Below are 18,782 nucleotides of genomic sequence, written 5' to 3' on the forward strand. Positions count from 1 at the left end.
TCTCTGCAGGCCTGAGGGGCTGGGTCGCTACTGATCTTCGTGCTGTGCCAGCGCCCACTCCACATGCTCGCGCACCAGTGCCGAGGGGTGCTCGCGCCGGGCACGCAAAGCTTCGAGTACAGGGATGGTAGTCGGGGCATTCCCCAGCCCCACCGCCAGGTTGCGCAACCAACGTTCGTAGCCTGCACGGCGCAGGGGAGAGCCCTCGGTGTTGTTCAGGAAGGTCGCTTCATCCCAGAGGAACAGTGCGGCCAGCTCGGCGTTGTCCAGGCCGTGACGTGGCTTGAAGTCGTTTTCCTGGGTCGGGCGGGCGAAGCGGTTCCAAGGGCAGACGATCTGGCAATCGTCGCAACCGAACACCCGATTGCCAATCAGCGGGCGTAACTCGACCGGAATTGCGTGCTTGAGTTCGATGGTCAGGTAGGAAATGCAGCGACGGGCGTCGAGCACATACGGCCCGACGAAGGCGGCGGTCGGGCAGATGTCCAGACAGGCCTGGCAGCGTCCGCAATGTTCGCTGGTCTGGGCCTGATCCACCGGCAGTGGCAGGTCGACGAACAGCTCAGCAAGGAAGAAATAGCTGCCGGCCTTGCGATTGAGCAGCAAGGTATTCTTGCCGATCCAGCCCAGGCCGGCCTGTTCGGCGATGGCTTTTTCCAATACTGGGGCGCTGTCGACGAAGGCGCGAAAACCAAAGGGGCCTATGGCCTGCTGGATACGCTCGGCCAGGTGCTGCACGCGTTTGCGCACCAGCTTGTGGTAGTCGCGACCCAGGGCATAGCGGGAAATGTAGGCTTTCTCAGGCTGAGCGAGCATCTGGGCCATGCGTGTATCGCCGGGTAGGTAGTCCATGCGCAGTGACACCACACGCACAGTGCCGGGTACCAGTTCGTCGGGGTGCGAGCGTTTGCTGCCATGGGCGGCCATGTAGTCCATCTCGCCCTGGTAACCGGCTTCCAGCCAGCGCTGCAGGTGATGTTCGTGCTCGCCAAGCGCCACGTCGGCGATACCGACGTGTGCGAAACCGAGTTCGCGGCCCCAATCCTTGATCGATTGGGCCAGCGTATTGAGGTCAGGAAGGCAAGCGGACATGGATGGACAAGGCAATACAGGCAGAGGTGCGTATAATTCTGCCAGACATCGGAGCCTTTGACCCCATGCCTCAGACCAAACACCCCGGTAATGCCCCCCAGCTGCTGAGCAGCCTGACCACTGCGCACCTGCCAGCGCGGCGCGCCGACGCCCACAAAGGCGACTTCGGTAACGTCCTGGTGGTCGGGGGCGATCTGGGCACCGGCGGAGCGGTGATGCTCAGTGCCGAGGCGGCCCTGCGCTGCGGTGCTGGCCTCGTGAGCGTGGCCACACGCCCCGAGCACGTCAGTGCAGGGCTTGCACGTCTGCCCGAAACCATGTGGCTCGGCGTGAGTTCGGCCAACCAGTTGATGGGCGTGCTCGAGCGCGCCTCGGTGTTGGTAGTCGGCCCTGGCCTGGGCCAGGCCGCCTGGGGGCGCAGCCTGTTGTCGGCGGCGGCCAACGCGCCTGTGCCGCAGGTGTGGGATGCCGATGCGCTGAATCAGCTGGCGCACAGGCCCTTGGCCCTGCACAGCGGCAGCATCCTCACCCCGCATCCTGGGGAGGCAGCGCGCATGCTGGGTATTTCCACTGAGGCGGTTCAGGCCGACCGCCCGGGAGCTGCCCGCAAGCTTGCGCGCAAGCATGCCAGTGTCTGCGTGCTCAAGGGCGCCGGTACCTTGGTGGCAGGCCCGGATGGGCAGTTGGCGCTGTGCGAGCGTGGCCATCCGGCCATGGCGGGCGCGGGCCTGGGCGATGTGCTGACCGGTGTGCTGGCCGCCTTGCTGGCCCAAGGCATGGACGCGTGGTCGGCCGCTTGCCTGGGCGTGTGGTTGCACGCCTGTGCAGGGGAGCGCTTGGGTGTGAAGGGAAGAGGCTTGGCGGCCAGTGATCTGGTTCCGGTCATTCGTGAGTTGTTGGAGGAGCATTCAGCGTGTCTGGCATAACCCTGTTTCTGGCCGACGAACCGGCCACCGTCGCATTTGGTGCACGCTTGGCCGAAGTGACCGGCGGTCATGGCGTGATCTTTCTCGAAGGCGATCTGGGCGCGGGCAAGACCACGCTTTCGCGCGGGCTGATCCGCGGCCTGGGCCATACCGGGGCAGTCAAAAGTCCGACCTTCACCGTGGTCGAGCCTTACGAAATTGGCGATGTGCGCGCCTTCCATTTCGACCTGTACCGTCTGGTCGATCCGGAGGAGCTGGAGTTCATGGGGATCCGTGACTATTTCGAAGGGGACCCGCTGTGCCTGTTCGAATGGCCACAAAAGGGTGCGGGCGTTTTGCCAAAGCCCGACCTGACCATTACCATAAGCCCGCAAGCGAGTGGACGCTCGCTTCTCCTTTCACCGCAGGGGGCTCGCGGTGAGGCCTGGTGCGCCGCCCTGGCCACAGAATTCAAACAGTAAATGGGGTTAGGTATGCGCATACGCGCACTGGTCGCCGTCGTTGGGCTGCTGCTGACAGCGGTGACCGTTGACGCTCTGGCCGTCACACAAGTCAAGAGCATGCGTCTGTGGCGCGCACCGGACAATACGCGGCTGGTCTTCGACCTGTCCGGCCCTGTGCAGCACAGCGTCTTCACCCTGACCGCGCCGGACCGCCTGGTCATCGACATCAACGGCGCCACCCTGGGCGGTACGCTGAATGTCGCCACCTCCAATACGCCGATCAACAGTGTGCGCTCCGCCCAGCGCACGCCCACTGACCTGCGCGTGGTGGTCGATCTGAAAAAGGCCGTGACGCCCAAGAGCTTCACCCTGGCGCCCAACGCGCAGTATGGCAACCGTCTGGTGGTCGATCTGTACGATCAGGAAGCCGATGCCGTTGCCGCCAGTACTCCGACCCCGCCACCTGCGCAAACACCCGCTACTGCCCCGGCCGTGCCGGTGTCGCCTGCCCAGCCGGCTATCAAATTGCCGCCGGTGCCCAGTGGCAAGCGCGACATCGTCGTCGCCATCGACGCCGGCCATGGTGGCGAGGACCCAGGCGCATCGGGCTCGCGTGGGCAGCATGAAAAAGACATCGTCCTGCAGATTGCCCGCGAGCTGCAGCGCCAAATCAACACCGAGCGTGGCTATCGCGCCGAACTGACCCGAACGGGCGATTACTTCATCCCGTTGCGCAAGCGCACCGAGATCGCGCGCAAGAAGGGCGCCGACCTGTTCATTTCCATCCATGCCGACGCCGCGCCGTCCAAGGCCGCTTTCGGTGCATCGGTGTTCGCGTTGTCCGACCGGGGCGCAACCTCAGAGACCGCGCGCTGGCTGGCCGACACGGAAAACCGCTCCGACCTGATCGGGGGCGCCGGCAATGTCAGCCTCGATGACAAGGACCGCATGCTTGCAGGTGTACTGCTGGATCTGTCCATGACCGCCACGCTCAGCTCCAGCCTCGATGTGGGGCAGAAGGTGTTGGGCAACATGGGGCGCATCACCCCGTTGCACAAACGCCGCGTGGAGCAGGCTGGGTTCATGGTGCTGAAATCCCCGGATATTCCGTCGATCCTGGTGGAAACCGGGTTCATCTCCAATGCCAACGAAGCCGCCAAGCTGGCGACCAAGAGCCACCAGCAGGCTTTGGCCCGCTCGATCCACACTGGTGTGCGTCAGTATTTCCAGCAAAGCCCCCCTCCCGGGACTTACATCGCATGGCTGCGCGATAGCGGCAAGATTGCCCAGGGACCGCGCGAGCATACTGTGCGGCCCGGCGAAACCCTGGCCATGATCGCCGTGCGTTATCAGGTCAGCGTGGCCAGCCTGCGGACCACCAACAGCCTCAAGAGCGATGAGCTGAAGGTCGGCCAGCACCTCGACATCCCTGGCACTACCCTGGCTGCCCAGCAATGAGTGGTGGTTCGCGCATCCAGTTGCTCAGCCCTCGGCTGGCCAACCAGATCGCCGCAGGCGAGGTGGTCGAGCGCCCGGCTTCGGTCGCCAAGGAGCTGCTTGAGAACAGCCTGGACTCCGGTGCCCGGCGTATCGATGTGGAAGTCGAGCAGGGCGGCGTGAAGCTGCTGCGCGTGCGGGATGACGGTGGCGGCATCGCGCCTGACGATCTGCCGCTGGCCTTGGCGCGCCATGCCACCAGCAAGATTCGCGAACTCGAAGACCTCGAAGGCGTGCTCAGCCTGGGCTTTCGCGGCGAGGCCCTGGCGTCGATCAGTTCAGTGGCGCGCCTGACGCTCACCTCGCGCACCGCCGGCGCTGGTGAAGCCTGGCAGGTGGAGACCGAGGGGCGCGACATGACGCCGCGTGTACAGCCCGCCGCGCACCCTGTCGGCACCTCGGTCGAGGTGCGTGACCTGTTCTTCAATACCCCGGCCCGGCGCAAGTTCCTCAAGTCGGAGAAGACCGAGTTCGATCACTTGCAGGAAGTCGTCCGGCGTCTGGCCTTGGCTCGCTTCGATGTCGGCTTCCACTTGCGACATAACGGCAAGAGCATCCTCAGTCTGCACGAGGCGCCCGATGAGCTGACCCGGGCGCGGCGGGTCGGCACGATCTGCGGCCCGGGCTTCCTCGAGCAGGCGCTGCCTATCGATGTCGAGCGCAATGGCCTGCGTTTGTGGGGCTGGGTTGGCCTGCCGACGTTTTCGCGCAGTCAGGCTGATCTACAGTACTTCTTCGTCAACGGTCGCGCCGTGCGTGACAAGTTGGTGGCCCATGCGGTGCGGCAGGCCTACCGCGACGTGCTGTTCAATGGCCGGCACCCGACCTTCGTGCTGTTCCTCGAACTCGAGCCGAACGGGGTTGACGTCAACGTGCACCCCACCAAGCATGAAGTGCGTTTTCGCGAAGGGCGCATGGTCCACGATTTTCTGTATGGCACTCTGCACCGTGCCCTGGCGGACGTGCGTCCGGAAGACCAGCTCGCCGCACCGGCAGCGGCTACCGAGATCGTCCGTCCCAGTGGTCTGCAGGCCGGTGAGTTCGGGCCCCAGGGCGAGATGCGCCTGGCCTCGCCGGTGCTGGAGCCGCCTCAAGCCGAGCCGCGCCAGTCGTTCGCCGGTGGTGGCTCGGGTTATCAGTACCAGTACACCCCACGCCCCTCGCAGCCTGTGCCGGTTGCTGAAGCGCAGGCTGTCTATCGTGAATTCTTCGCCCCGCTGGAGGGCGGCGCCTCTGTCCCGGCGGCGTTGCCGCAAAGCCAGGGCGATGTGCCGCCATTGGGCTTTGCCCTGGCCCAGCTCAAAGGCATCTACATCCTGGCCGAGAACGCCGTTGGCCTGGTGCTGGTAGACATGCATGCCGCCCATGAACGCATCATGTACGAGCGCCTCAAGGTGGCCATGGCCAGCGAGGGGTTGAGTGGCCAGCCGCTGCTGGTGCCCGAGTCGCTGGCCCTCAGCCAGCGCGAGGCCGACTGCGCCGAGGAGCATGCCCAATGGTTCCAGCGCCTGGGCTTCGAACTGCAGCGCCTGGGCCCAGAAACCCTGGCGATCCGGCAGATTCCTGCCTTGCTCAAGCAGGCCGAGGCCAACCGGCTGGTCCAGGACGTGCTCGCGGATCTCATGGAGTACGGCACCAGTGATCGTATCCAGGCGCACCTCAACGAGCTGCTCGGTACCATGGCCTGTCACGGCGCGGTGCGTGCCAACCGCCGCCTGGCCATCCCCGAGATGAACGCGCTGCTGCGTGACATGGAGAACACCGAGCGCAGTGGCCAGTGCAACCACGGTCGGCCGACCTGGACCCAGCTAGGGCTGGATGACCTGGACAAACTTTTCCTGCGCGGTCGATGACATGAGCGGCAAGCCCCCAGCGATATTCCTCATGGGCCCGACGGCGGCCGGCAAGACCGACCTTGCCATCGAGCTGACCAAGGTGCTGCCCTGTGAGCTGATCAGTGTCGATTCGGCGCTGGTCTATCGCGGCATGGATATTGGCACCGCCAAGCCTTCCAAGGACGTGCTGGCTGCACACCCCCATCGGCTGATCGACATTCTCGACCCGGGCGAGAGCTACTCGGCGGCGCAATTTTGTACCGACGCGCTGGAAGCGATGGCCGAGATCACCGCTCGGGGCAAGATCCCCTTGCTGGTGGGCGGCACCATGCTTTATTACAAGGCGCTGGTCGATGGTTTGGCGGATATGCCCGCCGCAGACGCTGCCGTGCGTGCCGAGCTTGAGGCCCAGGCGCGGGACCTGGGCTTGGCCGAGCTGCACCGGCAATTGGCCGAAGTGGATCCGGAATCGGCGGCGCGCATCCATCCCAACGACCCGCAGCGACTGATTCGCGCCTTGGAAGTCTATCGCGTGAGCGGCGAAAGCATGACCGCGCACCGGCAACGTCAATACGCGGAAAGTCGCGGCTCAGACGCAGGCGCGGGCGGTCATTTGCCCTATACTGTCGCCAGTTTGGCGATTGCTCCTACAGATCGTCACATTTTGCATCAGCGAATTGCGCTACGATTTTCGCAAATGCTGGAACAGGGGTTCGTCGACGAGGTCCGAGCACTGCGCGCCAGAAGTGACTTGCACGCAGGGCTGCCGTCTATACGGGCAGTGGGGTATCGGCAGGTCTGGGACTACCTGGACGGCAAGCTGACAGCCGAAGAAATGCGTGAACGCGGTATCATTGCCACTCGCCAATTGGCCAAGCGGCAATTCACCTGGTTACGTGGTTGGTCCGGCGTGGAGTGGCTCGACAGCCTGGCCTGCGACAATCTGTCCCGCACCTTGAAATACCTGGGGGCCATCTCCATATTGAGCTGAGTCCCTGCAATTGCCGTCTATTCTTGCGATTAGAATGGCTTGAATGACCGATTTTATTGTTTTTTTACTATTGATCCTTACAGGAGTGCGGCATATGTCAAAAGGGCATTCGCTACAAGACCCTTACTTGAACACCTTGAGAAAAGAAAAGGTCCCGGTTTCCATTTACCTGGTAAACGGGATCAAGCTGCAGGGCTCGATCGAATCCTTCGACCAGTTCGTGGTACTGCTGAAGAACACCGTCAGCCAGATGGTCTACAAGCACGCCATTTCGACCGTGGTTCCTGCCCGTCCGGTTCGCCTGCCAAGCCCGTCCGATTCCGAACACGGCGACAGCGAGCCAGGCAACGCCTGATAGGAGCCTGCATTGTTCTTTGAGCGCCACGGTGGTGGTGAGCGAGCGTTGCTCGTTCACTTGGAAGGTCAGAACCCTGAGGCGCGCGAAGACCCGCAGGAGTTTCAGGAGCTGGCGCTGTCGGCCGGAGCGGAGATCGTTTCGCTGGCCACGGTGGCCCGGCACCAGCCTACAGCCAAGTACCTGATTGGCAGTGGCAAGGTCGAGGAACTGCGCGATCTGGTCCACGCCGAACAGGTCGATCTGGTGATATTCAATCACACCCTCACGCCCAGCCAGGAGCGCAACCTCGAGCGCGTCTTCGAGTGTCGTGTGCTCGACCGTACCGGGCTGATCCTTGACATTTTCGCCCAGCGGGCGCGCACCCATGAGGGCAAGCTGCAGGTCGAACTGGCTCAGCTCGAGCATATGAGCACGCGCTTGGTACGCGGTTGGACCCACTTGGAGCGGCAGAAGGGCGGTATCGGCCTGCGCGGCCCGGGTGAGACCCAGCTGGAAACCGACCGGCGCCTGTTGCGGGTCCGCCTGCGGCAGATCAAGGCGCGTCTGGAAAAGGTGCGCAGTCAGCGCGAACAGGCAAGGCGCGGCCGCAAACGTGCGGATATCCCATCCGTTTCGCTGGTGGGCTACACCAACGCCGGCAAGTCCACGCTGTTCAACGCCTTGACCACCTCCGACGTCTACGCCGCCGATCAGTTGTTCGCGACCCTCGATCCGACCTTGCGCCGACTCGAACTCGCCGACCTAGGCCCGATCGTGCTGGCCGACACCGTGGGATTCATCCGCCACCTGCCGCACAAGCTTGTCGAGGCATTTCGGGCTACGCTCGAAGAATCGAGCAACTCCGACCTGTTGCTGCACGTCATCGATGCTCATGAGCCCGAGCGTATGGAGCAGATCGAGCAGGTACTGGCGGTGCTGGGCGAGATCGGAGCCGAAGGCTTGCCGATCCTCGAGGTCTATAACAAACTCGACCTGCTCGAAGATGTCGAGCCGCAGATCCAGCGAGATGCCGACGGCAAACCGCAGCGGGTCTGGGTATCGGCACGTGATGGACGTGGCCTGGAACTGGTTGGCCAGGCGATTGCCGAGTTGCTGGGGGATGATCTGTATGTCGGAACCCTGCGTCTGGAACAGCGACTTGCCCGCTTGCGCGCGCAATTCTTCGCTCTGGGCGCGGTGCAAGGCGAAGAGCACGATGAAGAAGGTCGCAGCCTGCTGAGCGTGCGATTGCCCCGGGTGGAGCTCAATCGCCTGGTCAGTCGCGAGGGCATGGAGCCTGAACTTTTCATCGAGCAACACACTTTGCAATAAATGCCCGTCGAGGTCGCCGGGCGACCGTGACAGGCATTCTGTAGCATTGGACGGCGCGCCGTGGGCGCGTCTTTGCTTTATCAGATGGAGAGCGCTATGGCTTGGAATGAGCCGGGTGGCAACTCGAACAATCAGGATCCCTGGGGCGGCCGTCGTGGCGGCGGTGGTGGCGACAAGAAAGGTCCACCGGATCTGGACGAGGCCTTCCGCAAGCTGCAGGACAGCCTCAACGGCATGTTTGGCAGCGGCAAGAAACGCGGTGGCGGTGGTGACCGCAATGTTGGCAAAGGTGGCGGCCTGGGCCTGCTGGGCATCGGCCTGGCCGTGCTTGCGGCCATCTGGCTGTACAGCGCCGTGTACGTCGTGGACGAACAGGAACAGGCTGTGGTGCTGCGCTTCGGCAAGTACTACGAGACTGTCGGTCCGGGCTTGAATATCTATTTCCCGCCCATTGACCGTAAATATCTTGAGAACGTGACCCGCGAGCGGGCCTACACCAAGCAGGGCCAGATGCTCACCGAGGACGAGAACATCGTCGAGGTGCCGCTGACCGTGCAGTACAAGATCACCAACCTGCAGGACTTCGTACTCAACGTCGACCAGCCGGAGGTCAGCCTGCAGCACGCGACCGACAGCGCCCTGCGCCATGTGGTGGGTTCCACCTCGATGGACCAGGTGTTGACCGAAGGCCGTGAGCAGATGGCCGTCGATATCCGTGAGCGCCTGCAGCGCTTCCTCGACAACTACCGCACCGGTATCACCGTCACTCAGGTCAACGTGCAGAGCGCGGCAGCCCCGCGTGAAGTGCAGGAAGCGTTCGATGACGTGATCCGTGCCCGCGAGGACGAGCAGCGTGCACGCAACCAGGCCGAGTCCTACGCCAACGGTGTGGTGCCGGAGGCCCGTGGTCAGGCTCAGCGCATCATCGAGGATGCCAACGGCTACCGCGATGAAGTCATCGCCCGCGCCAAGGGTGAGGCCGATCGCTTCAGCAAGTTGGTTGCCGAGTACCGAAAGGCACCGGACGTGACCCGTCAGCGCCTGTACCTGGAGACCATGCAGGAGGTCTACAGCAATTCGAGCAAGGTCCTGGTGACCAGCAAGGATGGGCAGAACAACCTGCTCTACCTGCCACTGGACAAGATGGTCGAAGGCAGCCGCCATTCGGCCGCACCGGTCAGCACAGTACCGGCGTCGGCCAACGATGCGGCCGCGCGCGCGGCGCAGGAAATGCAACAGCAGCAACAATCGCTGCGTTCTAGGGAGAGCCGCTGATGAGCAATAAATCGCTGATCGCCCTGATCGCCGCCGTGGTGCTGGCCATCGTGGCCTGGAACAGCTTCTACATCGTGTCCCAGACCGAGCGTGCGGTATTGCTGCAATTCGGCCGCGTGGTCCAGGCGGATGTCCAGCCAGGCCTGCATGTGAAGGTCCCCTACGTCAACCAGGTGCGCAAGTTCGACGCCCGTCTGATGACCCTGGATGCACCGACCCAGCGCTTCCTGACACTCGAGAAGAAGGCGGTGATGGTCGATGCTTACGCCAAATGGCGAGTCAAGGACGCCGAACGCTTCTACACCGCGACCTCGGGCCTCAAGCAGATCGCCGATGAGCGTCTGTCCCGTCGTCTGGAAAGCGGCCTGCGTGACCAGTTCGGTAAGCGCACCCTGCACGAGGTGGTCTCCGGTGAGCGTGATGCGTTGATGGCCGACATCACCGCTTCGCTGAATCGCATGGCCAGCAAGGAACTGGGTATCGAGGTCGTCGACGTGCGCGTCAAGGCCATCGACCTGCCGAAGGAAGTCAACCGCAGTGTGTTCGACCGCATGAGCACCGAGCGTGAGCGTGAAGCCCGTGAGCACCGCGCCAAGGGTAACGAACTGGCCGAAGGTATCCGTGCCGATGCCGACCGTCAGCGTCGTGTACTGCTGGCCGAGGCCTATCGTGAAGCGGAAGAGACCCGCGGTGACGGCGACGCCCAGGCGGCTGCCATTTATGCCAAGGCTTACAACCAGGACGCGGACTTCTATGCGTTCTACCGTAGCCTGCAGGCCTATCGCGAGAGCTTCTCCAGCAAGAGCGACGTGCTGGTCCTCGATCCGAAGAACGAGTTCTTCCGCTTCCTGGACAAGAGCAAGCCTTGAGCCCTTCCTGAAGACGCACCCCGCCTGGCAGCTAAAATGCCAAGCGGGGTGCATCCTGAAGGAAAAGGGGTGTATGATAAGTCAGCCGGGAAATTCCCGGCTTTTTTGCGTCTGCAAGGTTGATCGGCAACGTGTCGGTTGACGGTTTGGTCAGGTCGCAAGGCTATTCGAGGGTATTGGGTACGGTGGTAGCGCTGGGATCGGTGCTGCCCGCTGCTGTGCGCCAATGCCTGCTTTACTGACGGCTCGCCAGCTGGCAAGCCGCCCGGACCAGAGGGGAAATGGCGTAATGGCAACGGTAGACCGCTGGCTGCTGCCAGATGGCATCGAGGAAGTACTGCCGCCTGAGGCTGCGCGCATCGAGATCGCGCGTCGCCAGGTGTTGGACCTGTTCCAGAGTTGGGGTTACGAGCTGGTCGTCACCCCGCATATCGAGTACCTGGAATCGCTGCTCACCGGTGCCGGCCAGGACCTGGACCAGCGCACCTTCAAGGTGGTCGACCCGCAGTCCGGTCGCCTGATGGGCTTCCGCGCCGACTTCACTCCGCAGGTGGCGCGTATCGACGCCCACACCTTGCGTCGCGAAGGGCCGAGCCGCCTGTGCTATGCCGGTAGCGTTCTGCACGCTCAACCCCGTGCCCTGTCCACTTCGCGCAGCCCAATTCAGCTCGGTGCTGAGTTGTACGGCGATGCCAGTCCTACCAGTGACGTCGAGGTCATCAGCCTGATGCTCGCCACGTTGCAACTGACCGATGTCGCCGATGTGCACATGGACCTCGGCCATGTGGGCATCTACCGTGGCCTGGCCCGTGCCGCCGGCTTGTCCGGGGCGGTCGAGCAGCAGTTGTTCGACGCCCTGCAGCGCAAGGCCGTCGATGAAGTGCAGGCCCTGACCGCCGACCTGCCGAAGGATCTGGGCAACATGCTGCGTGCCCTGACCGAGCTGTGCGGTGGTCGTGAGGTGCTGGCCGAGGCCCGCGTCCGCCTGGGGCGTGCGCCAGCCAGCGTGCTGGCGGCGCTTGACGATTTGCTGGCGATCGCCGATCGCCTGGCGGCGCGTTATCCGGACTTGCCGCTGTACTTCGACCTGGGCGAGTTGCGCGGCTATCACTATCACACCGGCGTGGTGTTCGCCGTGTTCGTTCCAGGCGTCGGTCAGTCGATCGCCCAGGGCGGACGCTACGACGACATCGGCGCCGATTTTGGCCGGGCACGCCCAGCCACTGGATTTTCCACGGATTTGAAGACCCTGGTCACACTGGGGCGAGCGGAGGTCGTATTGCCTTCTGGCGGGATCTGGATGCCCGACAGCGGCGACACGGCCCTCTGGCAGATGGTCTGCCAGTTGCGCAACGAGGGCCAGCGTGTGGTCCAGGCACTGCCTGGTCAGCCGTTGAGTGCTGCTCTCGAGGCGGATTGTGATCGGCAATTGATTCAGCAAGACGGGCGCTGGCAGGTACTGCCGCTGACCCATTGAGATTCTTCGTCGGCCGTGGGCCGGCAACCAAGTTTGCGTGAATGAGGACAAGTGTTATGGGTAAGAATGTCGTCGTCCTGGGCACCCAATGGGGTGATGAGGGCAAAGGCAAGATCGTCGATCTGCTGACCGAACATGCTGCCGCCGTAGTGCGCTACCAGGGTGGCCACAATGCGGGTCACACCCTGGTGATCAACGGTGAGAAGACCGTTCTGCACCTGATTCCTTCCGGCATCCTGCGTGAAGGCGTGCAGTGCCTGATCGGCAACGGCGTGGTCGTGGCTCCGGATGCCTTGATGCGTGAAATCACCAAGCTGGAAGAGAAGGGTGTACCGGTGCGCGAGCGCCTGCGCATCAGCCCGGCTGCTCCGCTGATCCTGTCCTACCACGTGGCCCTCGACCAGGCCCGTGAAAAGGCGCGTGGCGAAGCCAAGATCGGTACCACTGGCCGTGGTATCGGCCCAGCCTACGAAGACAAGGTCGCTCGTCGCGGCCTGCGTGTTGGCGATCTGTTCCACCGCGAGCGTTTTGCCGCCAAGCTCGGTGAGCTGCTGGATTACCACAACTTCCAGCTGGTGAATTACTACAAAGAGCCGGCCATCGACTTCCAGCAGACACTGGACGAGTGCATGGCCTACGCCGAGCAGCTCAAGCCGATGATGCTCGACGTCACCGCCGAACTGCATAACCTGCGCCGCGCTGGCAAGGACATCATGTTCGAAGGCGCCCAGGGCTCGCTGCTGGATATCGACCACGGCACCTACCCGTACGTCACCAGCTCCAACACCACCGCTGGCGGTATCTCCACGGGTTCCGGCGTTGGCCCGATGTACCTGGACTATATCCTCGGCATCACCAAGGCCTACACCACCCGCGTGGGTTCTGGCCCGTTCCCGACCGAGCTGTTCGACGAGACTGGCGCCACCTTGGCCAAGCGCGGCCATGAGTTCGGCTCCACCACCGGTCGTGCTCGCCGCTGCGGTTGGTTCGATGCCGTGATCCTGCGTCGCGCTATCGACGTCAACAGCATCTCGGGTATCTGCCTGACCAAGCTGGACGTGCTGGACGGCCTGGAAACCATCAACATCTGTGTTGGCTACAAGAACGAGAACGGTGCGGTCATCGACGCGCCTTCCGACGCTGACAGCTACATCGGCCTGGAGCCGGTGTACGAAGAGATGCCAGGCTGGAGCGAGTCGACCCTGGGCGTGAAAACCTTGGAAGAACTGCCGGCCAACGCTCGCGCCTACATCAAGCGCATCGAGGAGCTGATCGGTGCGCCGATCGATATCATCTCGACTGGCCCGGACCGCAACGAGACCATCGTGCTGCGTCATCCGTTCGCCTGATCAGTCGCTTCGGCAGTGATCGAACGCCGCGCTCCGCAAGGAGTCGCGGCGTTTTCATTTGGGCACCATGCAGAAATGCCTTGTCAGGCGCCAGACATTGGCGTTTATCCCTGCTGTGCTGGGCATAACCCTTGCTGTATGAAACTCCTGTCGGTGCCATCAAAGTAATGGCGCCAGAAAACACGGGAGTTACAACGTGTCTGCCATTCTTTCACTGTTACGAAGCCGCCTCTTGCGGCCAGTGTTTGTTGCACTTGGTATCGCTCTTCTGGTGCAGGTGCTGGTTGCCGTTGCACTAACGCGGAGCACGGTCACCGCCCTAGAAGCCGATTTGGGTGCACGCTTGGGCAGCGATAGCCAGAAACTGGCCGCTGAACTGGAGCAGGCCGGGCAGGATGTCCGCGCCGGGCTCGACAGCCTCTCGGCCAGCACTCGTCAGCGCCTGAGCGCCGGCCTTTCCGAGCGCCTGCAGGGTGAGCAGCAGCAACTGCGCGCCACGCTGGAGAAGAACCTCAAGGACTCGGCCAACGACATGGCCGAGCTATTGGCCTCTGTCGCGCCGCGCGCCATCTGGGACAACGATGTACCGACGCTTTCGGACTTTGCGCGTCGCGCGCAGCGCAATCCCAATGTGTTGTTCGTCATTTATGACGACGCCCAAGGCCAACACCTGACCCGCTACCTGAATCGCCAAAATCCCATCAACCAGACGCTGATCGAGCGCGGGCAGGGCGAGCGCGCGTTGGACAAGGTGCTCGATGCTGCGCGCAAGGACCCTTCGGTGTACTACGTCGAGGCGTCCATCAACCCCAATGGCGCCGAGATCGGCAAGGTGCTGATGGGCGTGTCGACCGCCGGGGTGGAGCAGGAGCTCAAGGCGCTGGACCAGCGCTTTGCTGCCTTGATCGCCAGCGGCGAGCAACTGGTGGGCGATAGCCTGGTGGCGGCCGCCGCCGACAGTGGCAAGGCCCTGCGGTCGCGTCTCGAGACCGCACAGAACAGCGCCACCGCCATGCAGGCCAACACCGCGCAAACCGTGCGCGATGCCGCGGCCGAGCTGCGCTGGCGGATCGGCCTGGGCCTGGTGCTGGTAGGCTTGGGCGTGTTGTTGGTGGTGGCCGTGGTGCTGGGGCGGCGTGTGGTCAACAAGCTGCGCTTGTTGATTGGGGCGCTGAACGATCTGGCGGCGGGCGAGGGCGATCTGACCAAGCGGGTGGCGCTCGACAGCCGTGACGAGATCGGTGATATGGCCTCGGCGGTCAATCGCTTCGTCGACAAGTTGCAGCCCATCGTCCGCGAGGCTGGCGAAGTGGCTCAGCGTACGGGAGTGGAAATCGACACCATGGCTCAGCGCAACGCAGGTGCCGACGCAGCCGCTGCGCTGCAGCGTGACGAGGTCGCCGCCAGTCTGCGTGATCTTTCGAGCATGGCGGACGAGGCCCAGGCCGAAAGCCAGGCCATGCAAGCGGCCTTGCAGCAAGTGGTGGATATCCGCCAAGCCACTGACGAGAACAGTCGCGCTTCCACCCAGCTGGCGCGTTTGATCGAGAACTTGGCCGGGGAGGTGGAGACGGGTTCTCAGGTAATCGAACGGCTGGCCAAGCAGAGCGAGCAGATCGAAGTGGTGTTGACCGTGATCCACGGCATCGCTGAGCAAACCAACCTGCTGGCGCTCAACGCCGCTATCGAGGCTGCCCGGGCCGGAGAGACGGGACGCGGCTTTGCCGTGGTCGCCGATGAAGTGCGCGCCCTGGCAAGCAAGACCCAGAGCTCTACGGGCGATATCCAGGCGCACATCGCCGCCTTGCAGGCAGGAGCCAAGGAGGCGGTGGCCACCATTAGCCAGGCCGGTCGCCAGGCAAGCGAAGGGTTGTTGGTGCTGCGTGACAATGAGCGTCGTCAGCAGTCGGTACAGGCAGCGGTGGAGCAGGTGCACTCGGCCATCGGTCTCGCGACCCGGGCGGCTGAACAACAGGCTCACGGCGCGCAGGCTGTGCGCGGACGAGTGGAGAATATCCATGCCCAGGCTGAGCGTTCGGCAGAGGTGGTGATGCAGACCACGGCCAGCAGCAAGGTGCTGGATGATCTGGCGGCACAGTTGCGGGCGAGCCTGGGGCAGTTCCGCGCCTGAAAAAACGTAGGGGGTGTGACGGGGCGACTGTTGCCCTGCCGGATCCAGGGGCTGTAAAGCAGCCCCTGGAGCGGCGGTGGGATCTACGAAACGGTTTACGCCTTGTTCAGATACATCCGCGTGGTCAGCAAATACACCGGCAACCCCGACACCACGATCAGTAGCGCCGCATAAGGTGCTGCCGCGGCGAATTCGACGTTGGCGGTATGCGCCCAGACTTCTGTTGCCAGCGTCGTCATGCCGGTGGGGCTGAGTAGCAGGGTAGCGGTCAGCTCCTTCATGGCATCGAGGAATACCAGGGCGAAGGCCGCTGCCAGGGCTGGGAAGATGATCGGCAGAGTCACCCGGCAGAAGGCGCCAAAACTGCTGGCGCCCAAGGTTCGGGCCGCTTCTTCCAGCGTGGGGGAGGCTTTGTTCAGGGCCGTGCGCACGGGGGCCTGTGCCAGTGGCAGGAACAGCAAGGCATAGGCCAGCAGCAGCAGGGCGGACGTCTGGTAAAGGGCCGGCACATAGTGCAGGGCGAAGAACACCAGCGTCAGCGCGATCACCAGCCCTGGCAAGGCATGCAGCAGGTAGGGCAGGCGCTCGGCCCAGATCGCCAGGCGGCCCTTGTAGCGCACTACCAGAAAGCTGATGGGCAGCGCCAGCAGCACGCAAAAACCGGCTCCACCCAAGGAGACTGACAGCGACGTCAGCAGTGCCTTGCCGATTTCCGTAACCGGAAATGCTGCCGATGAACCCACACTCAACCAGTAGCCGAGCATGGCCAAGGGGATTCCGCTGCCCAGTACCGCCAGTGACAGGCAGAACAACTGCCCCAAGGGCATCCAAACCCGTAGGCGAACCGGTTGACCGCGACGGGCCACGCCCTGGCCGATCCGCACATGGCGCGCCTTGCCACGTACGCGCAGTTCCAGCCAGAGCATTGCCAGGCACAGCGCCAGCAGCACAGCCGAAAGCATGGCCGCGTTGGCGTTGCTGAACTCCAGTTCGAACTGCTGGTAGATGGCCGTGGTGAAGGTCTGCAGGCCGAGGATGGACAGGGCGCCGAACTCCACCAGCATGTGCAGGGCAATCAGCAGTGCGCCGCCGATCATCGAGGGCCACAGCAACGGCAGGGTGATCTTGAAGAATACGCCCCAGCGGCTGCAGCCCAGGGTGCGCGCCGACTCCTCAAGAGAGGTGTCGAGGTTGCGCAGGGTCGCGGCCACAGGCAGGAACACCAGCGGGTACTTCGACAGCGCCATGACCAAGATTGCCCCGCCCAGGCCCTCGAAGTCCGAACTCAGCGACACCCAGGTGAAGCTGCTGACGAACGACGGCACAGCAAAGGGTAGGCACAGCACCACCCCCCAGAGGCGACGGCCTGGCAGGTCGCTGCGCTCCAGCAGCCAGGCCAACGCCAGTCCGACGATCAGGCAGGCCACTGTGACCCCTATCATCAACATCAAGGTGTTGCGCAGCAGCCCCCAGACGAAGGGGCGCCAGAGCAGGCGAAAGGCTTCATGCCAGCCGGCTTGCCATGCCTTGAGGGCGACGTAGAGCAATGGCAGCAAGCTCATCGCCACCAGGAACAGGACGGGCAGCACCACCCAGATCGAGGGGCGCTTGCGGCGTGGCACGAAGCGCGCCAGGGCCGGCTGGGGCAGGGCGGCAGTCATCAGAGCAGGCCGACCTCTCGTTCAAGCTCCAAGGCTTCCTCGGCGTTGCCAAGGTCCGCCGGCGAGATCTTCGGTGGGCGTAGCTCTTCGAACGGCTTCAGGCCCTGATCCGAGACCATGCCTTTATGCAGCGGGTATTCGGCGGTGGTCTGGGTGATGACGCGCTGGCCCTCTTCGCTGGCCATCCAGTTGAGCAGGGCTTGGGCTTCCTTCGGGTGCTTGCTGGCCTTGACGGCGCCGGCACCGGAGATGGTTACCAGATTGCCGGCGTCGCCGTCGGCCAGGTAGTAGAGCTTGGAGTCCAGCTGGCCACGCTCGCGCTTGAGGGCATACCAGTAGTAATTGTTCACTAGCACGGTATCGACTTCACCGCGCTCGACGGCTTTGAGGGCCACCATGTTGTTGGTGTAGGCCTTGCCGAAGGCTTTGAGGCCGGTTAGCCATTCCTCGGTCGCTTCGCGGCCATGCAGCTTGAGGATGGCCACGGCTTGTTCTTGGAAGGCCCCGCTGGTAGGCACGTAGCCGACACGGCCATCCCACTCGGGGTTGGCGAAGTCCATGACGCTTTTCGGCAGGTCCTTCTCGTCGATTTTCTTGGGGTTGAACACGACGATCCGGGTTCGCGCGGTCACACCCATCCAGGTACCGTTGGCGCCGACGTATTGCTTGGGCAGCATGTCCAAGGTCGCGTCATCGATTTTCGCCAGCAGGCCCAGTTCGCCCAGGTTGTTCAGAGGCGGGGATTCTTCGGTATAGATGACATCGGCGGGCGAGCGATCGCCTTCCTCGATGATCTGACTGGCCAGCTGGTTGCTGCTGCCCTTGCGAATATTGATGTGAATGCCGGTCTTGGCCTCGTAGGCCTTGGCGATGGCTTCGCCGATTTCTTTGTGCTGGCCGTTGTACAGGGTCAGCGTGACCGGTTCGTCAGCCAAGGCGGCCGGTGCGCCGATCACCAGGCCGAAGAGAGCGGCGGCCAGGCTGCGCATCAGCAGTTGCGGGCGGATCGTCATGCGGGTACTTCCTCGCTTACGGCTACATATTTGGAAACAATGGTAAACGAAATCGTTTCTCAAGTGGCCGTATGGCGAGAAATTCATCAGCAGACAAAGGGCTAAGGAGGCGTCTCTTCCTGGTGGGGCTGGTTTGCCTGTGAAGAGCGATACACAGTGCTTGGCACCGGCTTTGCCGGTGTTTGCGCATGAAGCCGTTGCTGCAGAGGGCGGGGGGCTAAATCGCAGGCAAGAAAAAACCCACTAGCAAGCTAGTGGGTTTTTGTATGGTGCCCAGGAGAAGACTCGAACTTCCACGACCGTTAAGTCACTGATACCTGAAACCAGCGCGTCTACCAATTCCGCCACCTGGGCAAAGCTTTACATCTTCTGTGCAAGACGACTATCGTTCGTTTAACACAGTAGTAACAGATCCTTGGTCATCTGTTACTTGAAAATAGTTGGTGCCCAGGAGAAGACTCGAACTTCCACGGCCGTTAAGCCACTGATACCTGAAACCAGCGCGTCTACCAATTCCGCCACCTGGGCACACATTTCGTCGAGGTCACATGATG

Annotated in this window: 14 protein-coding genes, 2 tRNA genes and 2 pseudogenes; 13 read left to right on the plus strand and 5 right to left on the minus strand. The window is 63.1% G+C overall.

What is annotated here, in order from left to right; all coding sequences use genetic code 11:
- Positions 1–27 precede the first annotated feature (27 nt).
- The gene (gene queG / locus J5X93_RS02705; RefSeq protein ID WP_043211986.1) at positions 28–1,092 is read right to left on the minus strand and encodes a tRNA epoxyqueuosine(34) reductase QueG; all 1,065 of its coding nucleotides are present in this window, start codon (positions 1,090–1,092) and stop codon (positions 28–30) included.
- Between the two features lie 65 nt (positions 1,093–1,157).
- Here queG and J5X93_RS02710 point away from each other — a divergent pair, with 65 nt between their 5' ends.
- From J5X93_RS02710 to J5X93_RS28420, 13 genes and pseudogenes are all read left to right on the plus strand, one after another.
- Positions 1,158–2,018 (plus strand): NAD(P)H-hydrate dehydratase, encoded by an 861-nt coding sequence (locus J5X93_RS02710; protein ID WP_043212015.1) that lies wholly within the window; start codon positions 1,158–1,160, stop codon positions 2,016–2,018.
- Positions 2,006–2,479 (plus strand): tRNA (adenosine(37)-N6)-threonylcarbamoyltransferase complex ATPase subunit type 1 TsaE, encoded by a 474-nt coding sequence (gene tsaE / locus J5X93_RS02715; protein WP_043211984.1) that lies wholly within the window; start codon positions 2,006–2,008, stop codon positions 2,477–2,479. Before J5X93_RS02710 ends, tsaE begins: the two co-directional genes overlap by 13 nt.
- A complete protein-coding gene (locus tag J5X93_RS02720; RefSeq protein WP_167358060.1) occupies positions 2,480–3,919 on the plus strand; it encodes an N-acetylmuramoyl-L-alanine amidase in 1,440 nt (479 codons plus the stop codon).
- Positions 3,916–5,811 carry a DNA mismatch repair endonuclease MutL gene (gene mutL / locus J5X93_RS02725; RefSeq protein ID WP_102081283.1) on the plus strand — a complete coding sequence of 632 codons (1,896 nt, stop codon included), beginning with the start codon at positions 3,916–3,918 and terminating at the stop codon, positions 5,809–5,811. Before J5X93_RS02720 ends, mutL begins: the two co-directional genes overlap by 4 nt.
- Position 5,812: 1 nt before the next feature.
- Positions 5,813–6,784 carry a tRNA (adenosine(37)-N6)-dimethylallyltransferase MiaA gene (miaA, locus tag J5X93_RS02730; protein WP_250034387.1) on the plus strand — a complete coding sequence of 324 codons (972 nt, stop codon included), beginning with the start codon at positions 5,813–5,815 and terminating at the stop codon, positions 6,782–6,784.
- A 94-nt stretch (positions 6,785–6,878) separates the two neighbouring features.
- Positions 6,879–7,139, plus strand: a complete 261-nt coding sequence (gene hfq, locus J5X93_RS02735) for an RNA chaperone Hfq (RefSeq protein WP_003258160.1) — start codon at positions 6,879–6,881, stop codon at positions 7,137–7,139.
- A 12-nt stretch (positions 7,140–7,151) separates the two neighbouring features.
- Positions 7,152–8,453: a ribosome rescue GTPase HflX gene (hflX, locus tag J5X93_RS02740; protein ID WP_043211980.1), complete on the plus strand. Its 1,302-nt coding sequence runs from the start codon at positions 7,152–7,154 to the stop codon at positions 8,451–8,453.
- A 96-nt stretch (positions 8,454–8,549) separates the two neighbouring features.
- On the plus strand, positions 8,550–9,728 hold the full coding sequence (gene hflK / locus J5X93_RS02745) for an FtsH protease activity modulator HflK (RefSeq protein ID WP_043211979.1): 1,179 nt from the start codon (positions 8,550–8,552) through the stop codon (positions 9,726–9,728).
- Positions 9,728–10,597, plus strand: a complete 870-nt coding sequence (gene hflC / locus J5X93_RS02750) for a protease modulator HflC (protein WP_043211977.1) — start codon at positions 9,728–9,730, stop codon at positions 10,595–10,597. Before hflK ends, hflC begins: the two co-directional genes overlap by 1 nt.
- 289 nt (positions 10,598–10,886) lie before the next feature.
- Positions 10,887–12,074, plus strand: coding sequence for an ATP phosphoribosyltransferase regulatory subunit (locus J5X93_RS02755; protein ID WP_043211975.1), 1,188 nt, complete (start codon positions 10,887–10,889; stop codon positions 12,072–12,074).
- A gap of 56 nt (positions 12,075–12,130) precedes the next feature.
- Positions 12,131–13,423 (plus strand): adenylosuccinate synthase, encoded by a 1,293-nt coding sequence (locus J5X93_RS02760; protein ID WP_013974430.1) that lies wholly within the window; start codon positions 12,131–12,133, stop codon positions 13,421–13,423.
- A gap of 1,012 nt (positions 13,424–14,435) precedes the next feature.
- Positions 14,436–14,696: pseudogene (locus J5X93_RS28415) on the plus strand (HAMP domain-containing protein); the annotation flags it as partial.
- 225 nt (positions 14,697–14,921) lie between these two features.
- A pseudogene (locus tag J5X93_RS28420) lies at positions 14,922–15,554 on the plus strand (methyl-accepting chemotaxis protein); the annotation flags it as partial.
- A 95-nt stretch (positions 15,555–15,649) separates the two neighbouring features.
- On the opposite strand, the gene J5X93_RS02770 reads toward J5X93_RS28420, so the two are convergent.
- The 4 genes from J5X93_RS02770 to J5X93_RS02785 form a co-directional block, all read right to left on the minus strand.
- Positions 15,650–17,215 carry an ABC transporter permease gene (locus J5X93_RS02770; protein WP_043211970.1) on the minus strand — a complete coding sequence of 522 codons (1,566 nt, stop codon included), beginning with the start codon at positions 17,213–17,215 and terminating at the stop codon, positions 15,650–15,652.
- Complete coding sequence (locus J5X93_RS02775) at positions 17,215–18,228, minus strand: extracellular solute-binding protein (protein WP_043211968.1); 1,014 nt, start codon at positions 18,226–18,228, stop codon at positions 17,215–17,217. Before J5X93_RS02775 ends, J5X93_RS02770 begins: the two co-directional genes overlap by 1 nt.
- A gap of 267 nt (positions 18,229–18,495) precedes the next feature.
- Positions 18,496–18,582: transfer RNA gene (locus tag J5X93_RS02780), tRNA-Leu, on the minus strand.
- An 87-nt stretch (positions 18,583–18,669) separates the two neighbouring features.
- A tRNA-Leu gene (locus J5X93_RS02785) sits at positions 18,670–18,756 on the minus strand.
- Positions 18,757–18,782: the final 26 nt, after the last annotated feature.

Origin of the sequence: Pseudomonas sp. BYT-1 (assembly GCF_023611805.1) — a bacterium.
GTDB classification, from domain to species: domain Bacteria; phylum Pseudomonadota; class Gammaproteobacteria; order Pseudomonadales; family Pseudomonadaceae; genus Aquipseudomonas; species Aquipseudomonas guariconensis.

Bases quoted from the DNA above. Each gene is read 5' to 3' on its own strand.
- queG (WP_043211986.1), bottom strand. From the start codon at position 1,092: ATGTCCGCTTGCCTTCCTGACCTCAATACGCTGGCCCAATCGATCAAG.
- J5X93_RS02710 (WP_043212015.1), top strand. From the start codon at position 1,158: ATGCCTCAGACCAAACACCCCGGTAATGCCCCCCAGCTGCTGAGCAGC.
- J5X93_RS02720 (WP_167358060.1), top strand. From the start codon at position 2,480: ATGGGGTTAGGTATGCGCATACGCGCACTGGTCGCCGTCGTTGGGCTG.
- mutL (WP_102081283.1), top strand. From the start codon at position 3,916: ATGAGTGGTGGTTCGCGCATCCAGTTGCTCAGCCCTCGGCTGGCCAAC.
- miaA (WP_250034387.1), top strand. From the start codon at position 5,813: ATGAGCGGCAAGCCCCCAGCGATATTCCTCATGGGCCCGACGGCGGCC.
- hfq (WP_003258160.1), top strand. From the start codon at position 6,879: ATGTCAAAAGGGCATTCGCTACAAGACCCTTACTTGAACACCTTGAGA.
- hflK (WP_043211979.1), top strand. From the start codon at position 8,550: ATGGCTTGGAATGAGCCGGGTGGCAACTCGAACAATCAGGATCCCTGG.
- hflC (WP_043211977.1), top strand. From the start codon at position 9,728: ATGAGCAATAAATCGCTGATCGCCCTGATCGCCGCCGTGGTGCTGGCC.
- J5X93_RS02755 (WP_043211975.1), top strand. From the start codon at position 10,887: ATGGCAACGGTAGACCGCTGGCTGCTGCCAGATGGCATCGAGGAAGTA.
- J5X93_RS02760 (WP_013974430.1), top strand. From the start codon at position 12,131: ATGGGTAAGAATGTCGTCGTCCTGGGCACCCAATGGGGTGATGAGGGC.
- J5X93_RS02770 (WP_043211970.1), bottom strand. From the start codon at position 17,215: ATGACTGCCGCCCTGCCCCAGCCGGCCCTGGCGCGCTTCGTGCCACGC.
- J5X93_RS02775 (WP_043211968.1), bottom strand. From the start codon at position 18,228: ATGACGATCCGCCCGCAACTGCTGATGCGCAGCCTGGCCGCCGCTCTC.